We start from the raw sequence: 17,975 nt of genomic DNA, 5'->3' as shown, positions 1-17,975 counted from the left end.
TTTATTCCGGTTGGGTAGAGATGGTATGTATACCGTCTCTTTTTTGTATAAGCCTTCGCAATAGAACGTTGTAGGGATGCGACATGTCGCGTCCGTAGACCGTATATATACTAAAAGAATGGCATCAAGAGATTGTAAATTCCACCGCGGACGCGGCATGCCGCGTCCCTACAGGAGCCCCACCCCGTCCATTATCTCCCTCGTTTTCTGTCGCACCGACTGAGCCGAAAGCGACTACTCGGTCGATGACCGATGGTTCCCAAAAGGGGGAGGGCGAAAGAAATAGCCCTTCTCCGTCCCATAACTTAAAAACTTATCAACTCAAAAACTTACAAACTAAAACCAAAACTCGTCTACTTATCCACTTAAAACCATCTCCCTCCCCTTTTGGGGAGGACTGGGGTGGGGCTGTTGCAACGGCTTCTCAGCATCGCTGCCTCGACTTTTCAGCATTTCGGAATAGGCTTGGCAGTAGAGCTGCCGAGCCCTTGCAGCAACCTTACTCTGACTCTCTCCCAAAGAGAGGGAGATGGTTTTAAGTTGACGAGTAGATGGATTTAGTGTGAGAAGTGATGAACTATGAGTGATGAGTAGGGGCGAATTGTATTCGTCCAATAGCAGCTTTGGGGTGAGGGGAGTACCTAAAGGTGCTCGACTCTCGTATCTCTAGCAGTCCGCCAGCCGTCGTTTCACTTCGGCAAGCGGCTAACGTGAAGGGTAGTCATGTTGTACAGTTCTTCTTAAAACGGCACGATGAATGTTCTGAAATAAAGGACGATAGGAGTAAAATATGCAAAAAAGGGTAAAGAGTAGTTGTGACCTAAAGATAATTTACTTATATTTGCGTTGTCTAACGAAACGAATCACCTCTTTTAAAAAGAGTTATATGAAAAAGTGTTTAGCAGAAATGATTGGCACGATGGTGCTGATTTTGATGGGTTGCGGCGTTGCTGTGAGCCTGAATTGTTCTTCAAATTGTGCGGATGTAGCTAATGCCGGTACGGTTATTGGTACGGCTATGGCATCCGGTTTGTCTGTTGTAGCGATGGCTTATACCATTGGTGGTATTTCCAGTTGCCACATCAATCCGGCTATTACGCTCGGTGTTTACCTCAGTGGAAGAATGAATGCCAAGGATTGCGGTATGTATATGCTGTTCCAAGTCATCGGTGCAATCATCGGTTCTGCCATCCTTTATGTGTTGACCATGAATGCACGCTCTATCGGCCCGGCTTTGTTCCAAGGTGGTACGGCGCTTGTTAACCTCTGGATCTTCATTGTAGGTCCGTTCGTAGGTGCAGCTTGTGCAGCCGGTATTTGGAAAATGATAGACCCTGCAACTAAGTAATACCATCAAAAAAATAATCAAGGGAATTGGTAGCGATACCATTTCCTTTTCTTTTGTCTGCTTGTCGACTGTGAAAATGCAGTCGGTATAAGTAATAAATGGAGGCGGGTGAATCGTGTGACGTCTCCGGAGTGTGTCATCCAATAATCTATATGAAGTAGTGAAAATTCAGCAATTTGAAAATCAGGGTGGGGAGCAAGGGGGCTTATTGACTGGTAGTCGTGCTTCGTTGACAGCGAAACAGTATGTCGTTCCGTTTATTCTGATAACGACCTTATTCTTTTTGTGGGGCTTTGCCCGCGCCATATTGGATGTGCTGAACAAGCATTTCCAAAACGAATTCAGTATCTCTATCACTCAGTCGTCGTTTATTCAGGTGACTACCTATTTGGGATATTTCTTGATGGCGATACCTGCCGGCATCTTCATCAATAAGTACGGATATCGCAAAGGAGTAGTTTTCGGACTCCTGCTTTTCGGTATTGGTGCCTTGTTGTTCATTCCCGGCTCGGCTTCGGGTACGTTCAATGCCTTTCTAGGTGCATTGTTTGTCATTGGTTGCGGGCTTGTATTTCTAGAGACTTCTGCTAATCCTTATGTTACGGAATTAGGTGATAAGTCGACAGCTACGAGCCGATTGAACCTCTCGCAGTCGTTCAATGGCTTGGGAAGTTTGTTTGCTACGTTCGTTGTAGGGCAGTTCTTATTCGGCAATTCCATTGATGGTGGCGACGTAGCCGTTCCTTATACCATACTGGGTGTGCTGGTGTTGATGATAGCAGCGGTCTTTGCCAAGGTGAGACTACCGGAAATTAACCATGGTGAGGAGCCTGCATCGGGTGGTGGATTGTGGAGCGATATACGTGGACTGTGGCAACATAAGGTCTTCGTCTTTGGGCTCATAGCTCTCTTGGCCTACGAGGTGTCAGAGATTTCCATCAATAGTTATTTTATCAACTTTGTCACCGGACAAGGGTGGATGGACGATAGCGTGGCGGCAGTGGTACTTACTTGTGCGCTGGCCTTCTTTATGGTAGGTCGGTTCTTAGGCAGTTGGATTATGCGATATGTCCGTCCGGAGCGTATGTTGTTTATTTGTGCGGTGGGCAGTGTGTCGTGTCTTTCGCTTGTATTGCTCGATATTCGTATCGTCTCTTTGGTGGCGTTGATAGGCAACTATCTGTTCGAGGCCATCATGTTTCCGACCATATTCTCACTCGCATTGACCGGTTTAGGGCGATTGACCAAGAGTGCTTCGTCGCTATTGATGATGACTCCGATAGGTGGATGCGGCTTTTTGTTGATGGGATTGATAGCCGATAACGTGAGTATTGTGGCTCCGTTCCTCGTTCCGCTCGATGGTTTCATCATCGTATTGCTCTATGCTTACAAGTTGTTGAAACACAGTTGTAAGAGTGAGGAATGATGAGTTAGGAGTTAGGAGTGAGGAGTTTTGTGATAGTATAAAACTTGCCATTTAGACTAAATTAACCCTATATCAACTTCAAAAAAACGGAACATGTTTTCTTATTCAAAAAGAAAATGTTAATTTTGCATGCAATAGGCGTGCCCATGTGGGCTCTCTTCGTTAGCGCCTATTTAGCTATAGGCTATTCACATATAAACATAAATAAATTATGGCAGTAGATTACAAAAAACTAGGCTTGGTAAACACTCGCGAGATGTTTAAGAAAGCCATCAATGGAGGTTATGCTATTCCGGCATTCAACTTTAACAACATGGAGCAGTTGCAGGCTATCATCAAGGCTTCTTCAGACTTGAAGTCACCTGTAATCCTTCAGGTTTCTAAGGGCGCTCGCAACTATGCTAACGCTACTTTGCTTCGCTATATGTCACAGGGTGCAGTAGAATACGCAAAGGAATTGGGTTGTAACCATCCCGAAATTGCTGTTCACTTGGATCACGGAGATTCTTTCGAGACATGTAAGAGCTGCGTAGATGCAGGTTTCTCTTCTGTAATGATCGACGGTTCTTCTCTTCCTTACGATGAGAACGTAGCTTTGACCAAGAAGGTTGTAGAATATGCACATCAGTTCGACGTAACTGTTGAAGGTGAACTTGGTGTATTGGCAGGTGTAGAGGATGATGTTGTTGCAACAGAATCTCACTATACAAAGCCTGAAGAAGTTATCGACTTCGTTACAAAGACAGGTGTTGACTCACTGGCTATCTCTATCGGTACTTCTCACGGTGCTTATAAGTTCACTCCGGAGCAGTGTACTCGTGACCCGAAGACTGGTAAGCTTGTTCCTCCTCCATTGGCATTCGACGTGCTCGATGCTATCATGGAGAAGCTCCCCGGATTCCCAATCGTGCTCCACGGTTCTTCTTCTGTACCACAGGAGTATGTTGATATGATCAACCAGTACGGTGGTAAGTTGCCTGATGCAGTAGGTATTCCTGAGGAACAACTTCGTAAGGCTTCTGCTAGTGCAGTATGTAAGATTAACATCGACTCTGACTCTCGCTTGGCATTTACTGCTGCTGTTCGCAAAGTATTTGCTGAAAAGCCGGGCGAATTCGACCCACGTAAATACTGTGGACCTGCTCGTGATTTGATGACAGAGCTTTATAAGCACAAGATTAAGGAAGTGCTGGGTTCTGACAACAAGATTGCTCAGCTCGACTAATCCGCATTAGTATATATAAATAAAGGTGGAACTCTTCGATAGAAGGGTTTCACCTTTATTCGTTTAGGGGCAGTATGAATGTTCTGTTTTTTTGAAATTTTACATTTAAATGCAAAATTTTGTAATAAAGTTTTGCAATCTAGATTTCTTTCGTAACTTTGCATTTCTGCAAAAACTATTATTATCATGAAAACAGACAGACGTACTTTTCTCAAAACAGCAGGTGTATTGGGACTATTTACTATCGTTCCGCGCAGGGTATTGGGTGGTAATGGGTTCATAGCACCTAGTGATCAACTTACAAAAGGCATTATTGGAGTGGGAGGTATTGGTAAAACCTCTAACCATTTCACAAGCAACCAAGCTTGCCGACTCACTGCTGTTTGCGACGTAGATTCCAAACATTTACAACAAGCAGTGAATTTAGGGAAGAATAGGCTTGGTGAAGATTTGAAGACTTATCATGACTTTCGTGAATTGATTCATCAGTCAAACGTAGACATTGTGCATATTGCAACACCGCCACATTGGCATGCGCTGATGGCTGTAGAGGCCGCTAAGGCAGGGAAAGACATCTGGTGTGAGAAGCCAATGACACGTACTATCGGTGAAGGAAGAAAGGTTGTGGAAGCCGTTCAGCGTTATAAGCGTGTATTTAGACTGAACACTTGGTTCCGTTTTACCGATACATTCTATGGATTAGGGACAACTGTGACTCCATTGAAGAAACTGGTGGACAGCAAAATGTTGGGTTGGCCGCTCAAGGTTAGGGTGTCTGGCGCTACCGGTTTCACTTGGAAGTTCTACTGGGTAGGCAAAGATCATCTCAACGTACAGCCTGTTCCGCGTGAGCTTGACTATGATATGTGGCTCGGACCGGCTCCATTTAAGCCTTATAGCGCTCATCGTGTGCATCAGACATTCCGTGGCTATTGGGATTATGATGGTGGTGGACTCACCGATATGGGGCAGCATTATCTTGACCCGGTGCAATACTTGCTGGGTAAAGACAATGAATCGCCTGTCAAGGTAGAAGTGGATGCTCCTCAACAGCATTGGGATGCCGTAGGAATATGGCGTAAAATCACTTATACTTATGCCGATGGATGCCAAATAATACTTGAAGGTGAGGGTTACGAGAGCAAAGGTAAGGTTCCTTACATCGAGGGTCCTGAAGGTAAAGTGTATAAGGGATTTGAGTGTACTATCCCCGATGTGATGAACAAATTGGCCGAATTGCCCGACCCGGAACCGCAGCGTACCGACTTCTTAGATTGCGTTCGTACACGTCAGAAGTTTGCTCTGAACGAAGAAAATGGGCATCGTAGTTGTACATTGGTCAATATGGCGACAGTGGCATTACGTCTACACCGTGATGTTTTAAATTATGATCCAAAGAAAGAACAGTTTATTGATGACGATGCTGCAAACGCTTTGGTAAATCAACCTATGCGTGGTGGTTGGACATTGTAGTACTTATATAAATATAGCATACCAGATGAAAACATTGAGATATTCATATATTATATTATTATTGTGTTGTTTGTGCTTCCACACAAGTATGCGTGGGCAAGACGCACGAAACCGTGTGGCATCGACAATCATAGCCGATGGTTTGGCACAATTGCCAGCCAAGAACAGCGCGGTGTACAATGAAGTCATGGACGAGATAGCTCGTACCGGTGCAGAAGGAATGACTTCATTGGTAGGAATGCTCGTACCGGAAGGCAAGGGCAACAACGCGCCATTTGAATATGCCATTAGTAGTGTCACGGATTATGTCACACATCCTAGCAAAGCAGGTTTGCGTGACGGTGTGAAGCAAGGACTTATCAAGGGACTTGCTGCCTGTCAAGATAACGCTAATAAGGCTTTCGTGCTGGCACAGATTCAGAAAGTGGCAACACAGGCAGACATTCAGCTCTTCATGGGATACCTTGGTGATACTTATTTGCAGTCGCATGCCCTCGCTGCATTGGCTACCGTGCCGGGCGTAGATGCTACACTTGTTGCCAAGATGGGTGGTATGAAGGTGTCGAAAGAAGGAATTGCCCATTTGATAACCATGCGTAAGCTCACAGACCCTGTCTTGGAAGAAATGCTTTTGTCGTGGATTCCCGGCGCCGATGTCGCTACTTTGAAGAGTGTTTACGATGCTTTGACCTATTGCGGTGGTTTGAAATCGATGAAGGCATTGGCTGTTGCGGCTCAGAAAACGGGTTTCAAATATGAGGGAACACAGGCTACAGACGCTTATATGAGACTATTGGAGCGTCTAGCTTCGACTCATGGCAAGAACGTAATGAAAGCATCGAAGCAACTGATAGCACAAGGTGATAGAGCCGTAAGATGCAATGGACTGGGCTTATTGTTGCAGTCGGCTGGGCCAAAGGCAGGTGCTGAGGTGCTGAAAGCGCTGAAAGATGGTGATATTCAGTATCGTAACACGGCATTAGAGATGGCTGAAAGTTGTGCCGGTGATGGTATTTACGCTCAAGTATTGCGCAGTTTTGCTAAGTTATCTCCTACAGCTCAGTGCGATGTTGTGCGTTGGTTAGGTAACAACCATGTATCGTCGGCTATCGAAACAGTGAGCAATGCGATGAATAATGCCGATGAGAACTTGGCTAAAGCAGCTATTCAGGCTGCCGGAAAGATCGGTGGTGAGCGTGCATTGGAGGCTCTTACCGGTCAGTTGAGTGGTAAATATGCCAAGGAAGCCATGAGTGCCTTACTCGCATTCAATGGAAATGTGAATACGGCAGTGGTAGGTTTGTTGGCAGATAACAATCCATCAACTTTGACACATGCACTAGGTCTTGTTTCCAAACGTCATATTTACTCTGCTTACGATGCTGTTCTGCGCTTGTTGGATAATTCTGATAATGGTGTAAAACAAGCTGCTTATGGTGCTTTGGTAGGTATTACGAGCCCCAAACAGTTTGAACAATTGAGTGATATGCTTGAGAAATCAGATGCCACAACGGCTTCCAAACTCCAGAATGCACTCCTTTTTGCATTGCATACTATGTCTCCTGACCAACAGTTCAAGCTGGTTAGTGGTCGTATGGTTGCTAGTAAGCGTCCTCAACTTTATTATCCTCTGTTGTCTCAGGCAGGTAATATGGAGGCACTTCAGTTGCTGCAAAGTGAATATAAGAAGCCTTCTACGCAGGCAGATGCCTTTGCTGCCTTGTTGAAAGTGAAGAATCCGGAAGCTATTTCTACTCTCTATGCTATAGCATCTACCGACAATAAGCGTAAAGATACAGCTCTGACGAGCATGTTGGCCTTGCTGAAAGCATCTCCGAAGAATGCAATGGGTAGATTGATGGAGTATGAGAAAGCTCTCGCTTTAAATCCTTCTGCAGCGGTAAAGAATGCTTATCTTGGCGCTGTAAGTAGTATCTATGAGTTGCCGGCATTGTCGTTGGCAGTCAAATATCTCGCGGATAACACCACATCATTTGCAGCTGCAACAGCCGTGAAGACCATTATTGGTAAGAACAGTGGCCTGCAAAAGGGCGAAATGACGCGTGGATGGTTAGAAAAAGCATTGCAAGTGTTTGCCGGTATGACCAATAATGCCGATGCAGGATATTCTGTTGATGAAGTAAAAGGCATCTTGGCGAAGTTTGGTACTGGTGGTTTTGCTCCGGCCATGAATGATGGTAAGACGCAGAAGGGTGTTAGCTTGAATGCTAAGAAGAACTATGAGAACTTTGAGTTGTACGCAGAATGGCGTGCCAACGAGAAGTCTGAATTGTGGCTGAGGTCTCAACCTGCTATCGCATTGAATAAGAATGGCGAGGTGGAAATTTTGGCAACAACTTCAAAGGTAGCCACTCCTGTTGTCCAAAGTGCTGCTCCCGGAGAGTGGAATGTGCTTTATGCAAAGTTGGTTAACGACCGTTTGATGGTGGTTTCTAACGGTGTTGTATTGAACGATAATGCCGTATTTGCTCCGCAAGATAGTAAGAAAGCAGCGACTGTTAGTGGACTTATTAAGTTTGTTGGTGCTGCAGATGGACTTGAAGTTCGTAACTGTTACGTGAACGAATTGCCTTCAACACCTGTCTTTACGCTATCTAAGGAAGAGAAAGCACAGGGGTTTGAAGTGCTCTTCGATGGTAGATCGCTCGACAAATGGCAAGGTAATTTCAACAACTATGTGCCTGAAGATGGTAGTATTTATGTGAAAGCACACTTTGGAGTAGGTGGTAATCTCTATTCAAAGAAGACCTATAGCGACTTCGTATATCGTTTTGAGTTCTGCTTTGTCAATCCCGGTGTAAACAATGGTATCGGTATTCGTACCAAACTTAACACCAATGCGGCTTACGAAGGCATGGAGATTCAAGTGTTAGACCATGATGATCCTATTTATAAGGGACTTCAAGACTATCAGCAGCATGGCTCTGTTTACGGCATCATTGTACCCAAACACGTGAAGTTTGGAAAGCTTGGTACTTGGAATACCGAGGAGATTAGAGCCGTAGGCGACCGCATCACGGTTACAGTAAATGGTGAAGTAATCCTCGATGGCAATATCAGAGAGGCATGCCAAGGCCATAATATTGCCCCTGATGGTGGTAAAGACAATCCTTATACGGTTGACCATAGAAACCATCCCGGCTTGTTTAATAAGGAAGGCCACATCAGTTTCTGCGGACATGGTGAGGGTGTGAAGTTTAGAAACCTGCGAATCCTTGATTTAAGTAAGAAGAAAGGTCGTAAATAGTTCGTCTGTTCAGTTATACAATGCTTTTGTAAGCATATCATTATTAATTGCATTTGGTGGGTCGGTTTATACCGGCCTGCCAAATGTTTTTTAATGGTTCTGTTGTCGGAAGAGGCATCTCTATCAAAAAACAAGATAATGTTTGCTATTGTCAGTCAATTCCATTACTTTTGCATGTAGAATCAAATACATTATTAATATGTCAGCACTCATTGCATTTATATTGTTCGTTGTCGTGGCATTGGTAGGCTGGGGCATTGCCGAACTGAAGAATAAGAGTTGTACTTACACACATTCCGAAGAGGAACGTGAAGAAGCTGAGGTGCTTCACAAGATTTTGGAAGACCGCAACTTCAAGGAGTTGAACCTGAAAGACTTGTTGGCTCACAACAGTACGAAAGGTTACGATGCAGTATAAGTAGACCGCTTATAAGCAAAAAGCCAAGGCAGAAGCAATCTGTCTTGGCTTTTTCTGTATATGAAGGCTGGGTTATTTCAGTTCAAATGTAGCCTTCAAAGGTAAATTGTCAGAGGCATTTCCTACGAGCGCTTCAAACTTTCCGGGCTCTGCTTTCCAGTCTCGCGACTGCTCATCGTAGAATGATAAAGCGCGTTTGTCGATGCTTATCTCTACATCGCGACTCTCTCCCGGCTTGAGATTTACCTTTGCAAAGCCTTTAAGCTCTTTATAAGGACGGTCTACAGACGACTTTATGTCGTGTATATAGAGCTGTACCACTTCGCTACCTGTGTGACTTCCAGTATTCTTAACGTTCACGGTGAAGGTCAAAGTACCGTCAGCCGACATGCTATTGGCGGAGCTTCTAAGGTTTGAAATCTTGAATGTTGTATAGCTCAAACCGTGTCCGAAGGCAAAGACCGGTTTCGTTTTCTCACGGTCAGCCCAGCGGTATCCCACGTAGATACCTTCTTTATATTCTATGTCAATGATGTCTTTCTTGGGGCGCCATGTACCGGGATAAGTGTTAAGAGCATGTGCACCAACGTCTTGAAGACTAGCCACCCATGTGAAAGGAAGTTTACCTGAGGGGTTGGTATCGCCTACAAGTACCGAAGCCAACGCTTCTCCTGCCACGCTTCCGATGTACCATCCTTGTACGATGGCAGGTACCTTGTCTTTCCAAGGCATGGATACGGAGTTACCGGAGATATTGACATACACAAGATTGGGATTCACCTTGGCCAGTGCTTCTATCACTTTATTCTGATGATAGGGTAGATCGTAGGTTTTACGGTCGTGGCTTTCGCAGTCTTGATAGTCGCTCTTGTTGAGTCCACCGAAGAAGATGACGTAGTCGGCCTTGCGTGCTTTCTCCACTGCATCAGCGATGAGTTGTTCCTCACTGCGCTTATCTGCCAAGTCTTGCCCAGTGGTAACACCGTTGTAAGCACCTGTGATGTCGCCCACATATCCACGTTCGTATTCCACGTTGATGCCCGGAACGCGCTGTTCTAACAGTTTTTTGAGTCCATCGAGTGGTAGTGTTTCGCGTTGTGCTTTCAGCGAAGAGCTACCTCCCCCCACTGTCATCATCTTGATGGCATTCTCGCCTACAACCAATATACGGCGTGCTTTATTGAGATTGATGGGCAGTATATTGCGCTTATTTTGTAGCAATACGATACCCTCGGCGGCGATTTGGCGAGCTGCATCATAATGAGCTTCCGAGCACATGCTGCCTTTCTTTCTGTCAGTCATGGTTGTTCTGAAGAACAAACGAAGTATGCGGCGCACCTTATCGTCTAATTCCTTGGTGGTATATTTTCCTTCTTGGATGCCTTTCAGGTACGGTCTAGCTAGAAAATATTGTTCGTATGCATTGCCTGCACCACTGTGTAGCCCATCAGTCCATGTGCCAAATTCAAGGTCAAGTCCGTTCTTTACCGCCTCATCTGTGTCGTGGGTAGCTCCCCAGTCGGATACGACGACACCGTCAAATCCCCATTCTCCCTTCAAAATTTTGTTGATAAGAATGTCGTTGTGACTGCTATGTTGGTTCTTATAGAGGTTGTATGCCCCCATGATACCCCATGCATGGCCTTCTTTTACGGCCGCTTCAAAGGCCGGTAAATAGATTTCGCGCATGGCTCGGTCGCTGATGATGATATTGTCTTCGCTACGGTTTTCCTCGTCGTTGTTCATGGCATAGTGCTTCACACAAGCAGCTACTCCATTGCTTTGCAGACCTTGAACATAAGGTACTACCATCTTTGAAGCCAAGAATGGGTCCTCGCCCATATATTCAAAGTTACGACCATTGAGCGGTGTGCGGTATATATTCACACCTGGACCGAGCACCATGTCCTTGCGCCTGTACAGTGCTTCCTCTCCAAGATTCTTTCCGTAGAGCATCGCCATTTTAGGATTCCACGACGATGCAAGGCAAGTGAGTGCCGGGAAAGCCGTACAAGAGTCGTTGGATTGGCCTGCCTGATCCCATTGATCCCACAATACTTCGGGGCGAATACCATGAGGACCGTCGTCAGTCCAGAAGTCGGGGAAGCCCAATCGGGGTACTCCGGCCGAAGAGAATTTGCTCTGTGCGTGTAGAACTCTGATTTTTTCTTGCAGCGTCATGCGGTTCAATGCATCCTCAATGCGTTGCTCAATGGGTTTACTCTCGTCCAGATAGACCGGTACTTGGGCGTAGCTGCCCAGTGTTGTGAGCAAGGCTATCCCCATGACGATTGTTTTTCTGATTTTCATGTTTAGGTATTATTCGTTTGTTTAATATCATACAAGAACTTAATTCTTGTATGATGCAAAGTTAATAAAAACGAGCTAGATGGAAGTTTAAATATAAATAAACATGGTGGAAATCTTGTTTTAAGTGGTAATTGTGTGTAGATAAAAGAAATTCCCATTCAACATATTGATTGTTGAATGGGAATTTTTCATCAATATATGGCCTAGCCTATACCGTCTTATTACCCTAACGTGGGTACCACGGCAAGATAGACGACGTCGTGGTCGGTGCAGTTTTCAAACCAATGCTTGTGCCCTTCTGGACAATAATGCATCTGTCCGACACGTGCAACCTCCGTATGACCATCGTAATGCACTGTCAGTTCACCACTAATCACGTACATTACCTCAAACGAACCACGATGTTCGTGCTCGCCACTGCTGGCTCCCGGTCGTAGGGTGGAATACATAATACGGGCTTTGTCGTCGACGACGGCACGCATATCCAGTTTCCCTTCTCCGCCTTTAAAACCTTCGATATGCTCTTCTTTGAGCTTGTCAAAATCGATAATCATAATGTTTGATGTTGTTAAATGGCCGAACGCTATTATTTCTTGAGGTCGAATCCCATACGCATGCCGTCGTAGTTCTTGCACAATGTGCTGATGGTTTGCAGGCTGCTGTTGCCACTAAGCTGTGCACCGGTTTGGAAAAGTTTCAGCAATTTGGTCGACTCGAAGAGCAAACTCAGCCCCGATGTCGACTTCTGTACGTAACAAGGGAGGCTTACCAAGGCAGTCTTCAACGTCAGTTTAGACGTTCCGGGGTCGTAAGTATAGGTACCGCTGAGGCTTTTCCCACGCAGTTTTCCGGTGAAAGTCTTATCACTATTGAAAGTAAACTGGGTGTTGCTGCCCTGAATACCCACTTTGCTGAAACTGCTTTTCAGTTTCGATTTAGCCGTACTGGCAGCCACTTGACCGCCGGCTTTAGCCAATACGTTCTTGCTAGTGAATGCTACCCCCGGCTGATTGTACCTCCATGTGCCCACCAAGTCGCTTTCGCTAGCTTTGTTGGTACCCAATACGCTCGACAGGATATTGCCCGCTGCGTCACCGGTAGTGCTGCTGGTGGCAGCACTCTTTGCCTTGCTTAAGATTTTATCGAACTGTGGTGTGGCAGCCGATGCTGTCAATGTCATGGCTGCAAAAGCCATACTCAATATACTCATCTTTCTCATTTGGTTCTCTCTAATTGATTAAATGTTTCTATTTCTTTATGTTATGCTCCGTGGAACAGATACTCTGTCTGTATGTCTTGAGCCAATCTCGTGAAGAGTTCGTCCTGTAATTCCTCGGCCACAACCAAAGCTTCGGTCAGTACTTTGTCCGAGAATGCCTGCAATAATTCTTGTGCATGCATGGGCTGAGTCTTGTAAATGGCAAGATATTGCTCCTCCATCTCGCGCTGATATTGTGCGGTTTCGGCCTCGAAACGGGCGTAACGCTCTTGGATAATGGGCGCATAACGGTTGAAATTGACCATACCCAGTGTCATTACCTTGCGGAATTTCCAATAAGCTGAATCCTTGTCGGCGTGGTCGTTACCCACGGTGTAGGCTTTCGGATAGCTCTTGACACCTTGATACAAGGGCACGAACACGCCTAGCGCAGCCATACCTTCGGCCATATAGTCTACACGCCCGATGGCTGTAGGCAACTCCGGACGTACGTGCAAGATGTGGGTCTGCGTGGTACGGAAGATGGATACAGGGCGGAAACGCTCCTTGGGATTGTTATTTAAGTATGGGTCGTGTTCCGTACCATTATAGTGGAAGCGGAATGCGCGACGCATATCGTCGAGCGATAGTGGATGCTCTGCCTTGGCAAACACGGGGAATGTATTCTGTGTTACATCGTTTTTGATGGCCGGACTGAATAAGCCTTGCAAGCCCCATACGCGAGGATAGTTGTATGTGGTATCTAGTTCCACGTCGCGAGCGTATGCCTCGTGGAAGTCGAATGGTTCTCCCTTGTTTGGATCGTACAATCCGTTGGCCACTGCATGTTCTATCAAATCGGCCGAAGCCATGTAGTTTTCGGTGTCCTGAGGGTCGTAGGTGCGGAACCGACTCTGGTTTCCCGTCACGAAATATTGGTCGTCGGGGATGCGTGTAGCCAACCAACGATGACCACCGGCGTTCTCTAAATACCATGACTCTTGGCTGTCTACGAGTCCGATGGCGAATCCTTCGGCTGAGCCATATTCTTCTATCAGCTTGCCGATACGAGCCACACCTTCGCGTGCAGTGCTCACATAGGGCAACACAATATTATATATACAGTTCTCGGCCACGCCGGTTTCTACGAGTGGATCGGCCGCCAACGCCTTGTCATTGGTGAATATTGTCTCCGTTGCACTTATGCCTACGCCCACGGTATTGAATCCTGCGCTGCCCCAATGTCCATGTAGGTGGAAAGGCGACAGAGCCGAATAGCCGAATGCTTTCTTCGGAAGTGGGCAGCGGAACTTACTGTCTTGTGCCACAAACTCCTCTGGTCCGTTGTCGGTATCTTCGAATATCTGTAGATTTTTAGCTACCATGCCGTCCCAATCTTCCGACCGGGCGACAATCATACTACCGTCGTTTGTCATCTTTTTACCCACGAGGATGGTAGTACACTCTGAAGGTAGCGTTGTTATTGTTTTCATATTGTATGTCTTTTAATCTCTCCCGTCCCCTCCCAAGGGGGGAGTGCCAGCGAGAGGTTGATTCTTTTGTAGTCCCTTCTGGGTATATTTTGTTTTTGTGTTGAAAGGATTTGCCGGCGTTTTCCACCTTGTAGCTCGCCATTTTATACTCAATGAGACGGTGTACACACCGTCTCTACTGTAGCTGATACATTTTCCCATCCCTTTATGAAGAGGTTTAATATCCATCTCCCTCTCCTTGGGAGAGGGTCGGGGAGAGGTTTTATATCTTTCTCCCTCCCCCTTTTGGGGAGGGTAGGGGTGGGGCTCTTCCTACTCCCTATTCCCAAATATTCTCAGCAAATAGAGGAATAAATTGATGAAGTCTAGGTACAATGACATCGCACCCAGCACTGCTAGTTTCTGCGAACGCTCGCTTAAATCCTCAGCCTGTGCCATCATCACCTTGATACGTTGGCTGTCCCATGCGGTCAATCCTACGAATATGAGGACACCGATATAACTTACGATGAGGTCGAAACCGGTGCTCTTAACGAGGAACACATTCACCAGCGAGGCGATGATGAGTCCAATGAGCCCCATGGTCAGCAGTCCGCCAAGTTTCGTCAGGTCGCGTTTGGTCGTGTAACCATAAATGGCTGTAGCAGCGAAAGTGCCGGCCGTGATGAAGAACACTTTGGCAATGGTCGTCATGGCATAAGCCAAGAAGATGAATGACAAAGTGGCACCGTTGAGGATAGAGAACAAGGCGAAGAGCAAGGTTGCCATTGTAAGCGACATCTTATTGATGCCGGCGTTGATAGCCAGTACCAATCCCAGTTCGCCAAGGAGCAGACCCCACATTACAAAACTGTTGTTGGCGATGAGCGCCAGCAGGTTGGGCGAGGTCGCAACACCGTAAGCTGTGACTCCACTGAGCACCAATGCCAATGTCATCCATACATATACTTTGCGCATGAGAGCCGGAAACGCTGCCGAAACAGCCATGTCGATACCGGCCTCGTGTTGCCTAATCATTCTTTCAAGTTCTTTTACGTCCATATCATTTCTTTTTATAATGGTTGATAATCATGTGATTGCAAAAATACAATATAAATATGAATATACAAAGAGAGTGCCAAACTGTTCTTGACATTTCGACAATTTCTCGCAACCGACTATGTTGCTTAGTCCTTATAATTAGAGGTTTGTAGGGACGTGACATTTCGCGTCCGCAAGTATTCCATGATACTTCATGATGAATAAAATGCCCTGTGAATGCTGCCGTTATTTTCCTACGGACGCGATATATCACGCCCCTACAGATAATATCTTTTGTTGGTCGATGCTAATCTTGTATCAAGTAGGATTCTATTGTTTCTTTGTTCTAAATCTCAACTAGGCTATTTGCCAACTTGAAACCATCTCCCTCCCCTTGGGAGAGAGAAACTTATAAACTCAAAAACTTACAAACTCTAATCGTTGCAGCTGCTTGCCAGCATTGCTGTTCGGTCGTTTCAGTTTTGCTGCCTAGCCAATACAGCGATGCTGCTATGCCTTTGCAGCACAGGACTTTAGAACTTCTTATAGATATAATCAATTTGTGTATAGTTTTTATCTGTTGTGGTATCGTGAAATAAGGGTTATCTTTGCAGCGTAAACAAAAATAAAACGACAATTAAAGAAAGGAAAGTGAATATGAGAACTTTAGATTATTTACAGTTGAATGAGAATAAAGTGAATGTAGTGGTAGAATCTTTGAATGGCTTGTTGGCCGATTTGCAAATTTTTTATAGCAACTTACGTGGGTTGCACTGGAATGTGAGAGGACGCGGATTCTTTGCCCTGCATGCCAAATATGAAGAATTGTATAATGGTGTAGCCAATCAGGTAGACGAGGTGGCAGAGCGTATTCTGCAATTAGGAAGTAAGCCTGAGAATCGTTATAGCGAGTATCTGAAGGTAGCACGCCTGCAGGAAGATGGTTTTGAACCTATGGGACGTGCCGGTGTTCAGAAGGTTTTAGACACGTTGGCAGTGCTGATTGGCGAGGAAAGAGAAATTTCGGCAAAAGCTGCTGAAGCCGGTGATGAGGTGACGGTAGCTCTAGTGGGTGACTTCTTGCGAGGCCAAGAGAAGTTGGTTTGGATGCTTTCTGCCTTCTTGGCAAGGAAATCGGAAGTTGAAATGGAGAAATAATCGAGTAGAGGAATCTCGGTAGGGGCGAATGATATCTGCCCTCTCTTTTAGTAATATTGTAAAACGAAACAAGGGGAAACCAATTGCTGGTTTCCCCTTGTTGATGCTGGTTAGTATCTATTTAGTTCTTTGTTCTTATAACCAAGAATTTACTTGTGCTCCAGAATTCATCGGGATTGGTGATGCGCAGTGTGTACTGTTTGTTGGCATCGCGTGTAAGTGTGTAACTGCCGGCTGGGTGAGTGGTCAACAACTTCGCATAGTTGGAGGCTAAGTTGAATTCTTGTCTTTCGCGAATATCAATTCTTTCAAAGTAGCTGCGGTTGAAAGTATTGCGCAGAATCTTACCATCTACCCAAATGCGTTTTTGTTTCAACTCTTGCTTGGTGCCGAAGAGTACGTAGCCGGTATGCAACTCTTTGTCTTGTTGGCTGATGGTCTCGCTCTTTTGCTGACTCTCGGTAGTAAGGTTGCTTACGTTGGTGTTCAGGTCGGTGATGGTAGAATCTAGTTGGGCAATGTGGATATTCTTTTGTGCTAATTCAGCTCTCAAAGATTCCAATTCCTTATTTTTCTCCTCTAACTGTGCTTGTAGATTGTCGATGGTCTTTTGTAAAGCGGTTCCTTTGAACGAACTTTTAGACAGTTGTGCTTGTAATTCTTTGATGCGTTCGCGGTTCTTCTGCATGGTCTCAGAAATCAACTTGATGTTTTCTTTGATGACTTGTGTGCGATTAGACCTTTCTCCGAGTTTGGCAACCGTTACGCGGTTTTGAGCTGCGTTGATAGCTTGGAATCCTTCTTGAATGTCGTTGAAGTTCTCCATCATACCATTGATTTCGGTGTCTCTTTCTGCAATGATAGCTTGTAGAGAATCGATGCGTTCATTGGTAGCAGTGTTGGCCTGTTGATTGTTGCATGCTGTCAATGTTGCAAAGATAGCTAATGCCATAAATACTAATTTTTTCATAAATCTCAAGTTTTTGGGTTAAACATATAGCAAGGTAATTCGCGATAGACAGTTATGTCGGTTTAGGACGTCTTCCTTGCTTTTTTAGAAAACTGCTGGTAAAGAAACGAATATATTTTCTAAATGAAATCAACTTGCAAATTAAAAAATCCCATATTTATTTTATTTTGCGTTAACTCTACAAAAATTAAAATCTGATAGATTTATTTCGAAGTGCCTTATATATATTATGGTGTAAAGAGTGTTTTTTAATTGATTTTGTAATGTTTGTTGAAAAGATGCAATAAAAAACGATTTTTCTTCTTAAAACATTTGGCTGGTATTCTAAATCTTATTACTTTTGCATCCGCTTACGAGAACAACGCTTACAGCAAGTTCTTGAGAGCACATAAGAAATCGTTCTTTGAAAAGATTTACATAAACAGATAAGTAGTACAAGAGTCGACTCTTTACTTGTTTTATATAGGTAATAGAGTTGGGTAAAAGAAACGAACCGTCGAAATAAGATTCGAAATAGGTGTTCTTTAGACATTGATAAGTTTATCGTACGAGCAAAGGATATAAAGCTTCTATTTTAGAAGCAAATCAAAATTTTACAATGTAGAGTTTGATCCTGGCTCAGGATGAACGCTAGCTACAGGCTTAACACATGCAAGTCGCGGGGCAGC

The 17,975-nt window shown here is 45.0% G+C and carries 14 protein-coding genes; 7 read left to right on the top strand and 7 right to left on the bottom strand.

The window, feature by feature from the left end; translation table 11 throughout:
* Window positions 1-357: 357 nt before the first annotated feature.
* Window positions 358-615 carry a hypothetical protein gene (locus AC1EK4_RS04270; RefSeq protein WP_480357150.1) on the bottom strand — a complete coding sequence of 86 codons (258 nt, stop codon included), beginning with the start codon at window positions 613-615 and terminating at the stop codon, window positions 358-360.
* Window positions 616-886: 271 nt separating this feature from the next.
* On the opposite strand from AC1EK4_RS04270, the gene AC1EK4_RS04265 reads away from it, so the two are divergent.
* The 6 genes from AC1EK4_RS04265 to AC1EK4_RS04240 all read left to right on the top strand — a co-directional run bounded on the left by AC1EK4_RS04265 (window position 887) and on the right by AC1EK4_RS04240 (window position 9,158).
* Entirely contained in the window at window positions 887-1,348 is a 462-nt protein-coding gene (locus tag AC1EK4_RS04265; RefSeq protein WP_036896601.1) for an MIP/aquaporin family protein, read from the top strand.
* A gap of 208 nt (window positions 1,349-1,556) precedes the next feature.
* Complete coding sequence (locus tag AC1EK4_RS04260) at window positions 1,557-2,774, top strand: sugar MFS transporter (protein WP_036896602.1); 1,218 nt, start codon at window positions 1,557-1,559, stop codon at window positions 2,772-2,774.
* 211 nt (window positions 2,775-2,985) lie between these two features.
* Window positions 2,986-3,999, top strand: coding sequence for a class II fructose-bisphosphate aldolase (locus AC1EK4_RS04255; RefSeq protein WP_036896603.1), 1,014 nt, complete (start codon window positions 2,986-2,988; stop codon window positions 3,997-3,999).
* Window positions 4,000-4,185: 186 nt separating this feature from the next.
* A complete protein-coding gene (locus AC1EK4_RS04250; RefSeq protein ID WP_480357146.1) occupies window positions 4,186-5,472 on the top strand; it encodes a Gfo/Idh/MocA family oxidoreductase in 1,287 nt (428 codons plus the stop codon).
* A gap of 88 nt (window positions 5,473-5,560) precedes the next feature.
* Entirely contained in the window at window positions 5,561-8,740 is a 3,180-nt protein-coding gene (locus AC1EK4_RS04245) for a 3-keto-alpha-glucoside-1,2-lyase-like domain-containing protein (protein WP_062433547.1), read from the top strand.
* Window positions 8,741-8,939: 199 nt separating this feature from the next.
* Entirely contained in the window at window positions 8,940-9,158 is a 219-nt protein-coding gene (locus AC1EK4_RS04240; RefSeq protein WP_036896605.1) for a hypothetical protein, read from the top strand.
* A 72-nt stretch (window positions 9,159-9,230) separates the two neighbouring features.
* Here AC1EK4_RS04240 and AC1EK4_RS04235 read toward each other — a convergent pair whose 3' ends face one another.
* The 5 genes from AC1EK4_RS04235 to AC1EK4_RS04215 all read right to left on the bottom strand — a co-directional run bounded on the left by AC1EK4_RS04235 (window position 9,231) and on the right by AC1EK4_RS04215 (window position 15,200).
* On the bottom strand, window positions 9,231-11,468 hold the full coding sequence (locus AC1EK4_RS04235) for a glycoside hydrolase family 3 C-terminal domain-containing protein (protein WP_480357143.1): 2,238 nt from the start codon (window positions 11,466-11,468) through the stop codon (window positions 9,231-9,233).
* A 221-nt stretch (window positions 11,469-11,689) separates the two neighbouring features.
* Window positions 11,690-12,022, bottom strand: coding sequence for a cupin domain-containing protein (locus tag AC1EK4_RS04230; RefSeq protein ID WP_036896607.1), 333 nt, complete (start codon window positions 12,020-12,022; stop codon window positions 11,690-11,692).
* A 32-nt stretch (window positions 12,023-12,054) separates the two neighbouring features.
* Window positions 12,055-12,687, bottom strand: coding sequence for a DUF4923 family protein (locus AC1EK4_RS04225; RefSeq protein WP_480357142.1), 633 nt, complete (start codon window positions 12,685-12,687; stop codon window positions 12,055-12,057).
* Between the two features lie 41 nt (window positions 12,688-12,728).
* Window positions 12,729-14,159 (bottom strand): C69 family dipeptidase, encoded by a 1,431-nt coding sequence (locus tag AC1EK4_RS04220; protein WP_480357140.1) that lies wholly within the window; start codon window positions 14,157-14,159, stop codon window positions 12,729-12,731.
* Between the two features lie 312 nt (window positions 14,160-14,471).
* Window positions 14,472-15,200, bottom strand: coding sequence for a Bax inhibitor-1/YccA family protein (locus AC1EK4_RS04215; RefSeq protein ID WP_036896609.1), 729 nt, complete (start codon window positions 15,198-15,200; stop codon window positions 14,472-14,474).
* 636 nt (window positions 15,201-15,836) lie between these two features.
* Here AC1EK4_RS04215 and AC1EK4_RS04210 point away from each other — a divergent pair.
* Window positions 15,837-16,337, top strand: coding sequence for a Dps family protein (locus AC1EK4_RS04210; RefSeq protein WP_036896610.1), 501 nt, complete (start codon window positions 15,837-15,839; stop codon window positions 16,335-16,337).
* Between the two features lie 121 nt (window positions 16,338-16,458).
* Here the strand turns inward: AC1EK4_RS04210 and AC1EK4_RS04205 are convergent, their stop codons facing one another.
* Window positions 16,459-17,307 carry a Cbp1 family collagen-binding glycoprotein adhesin gene (locus AC1EK4_RS04205; RefSeq protein ID WP_036896611.1) on the bottom strand — a complete coding sequence of 283 codons (849 nt, stop codon included), beginning with the start codon at window positions 17,305-17,307 and terminating at the stop codon, window positions 16,459-16,461.
* Between the last annotated feature and the right edge of the window lie 668 nt (window positions 17,308-17,975).

It is taken from the genome of Prevotella sp. C0026C3, from assembly GCF_056590795.1.
The sequence above is the reverse complement of the archived record's forward strand: the minus strand, read 5'-3'. Positions and strand labels throughout refer to the sequence as shown.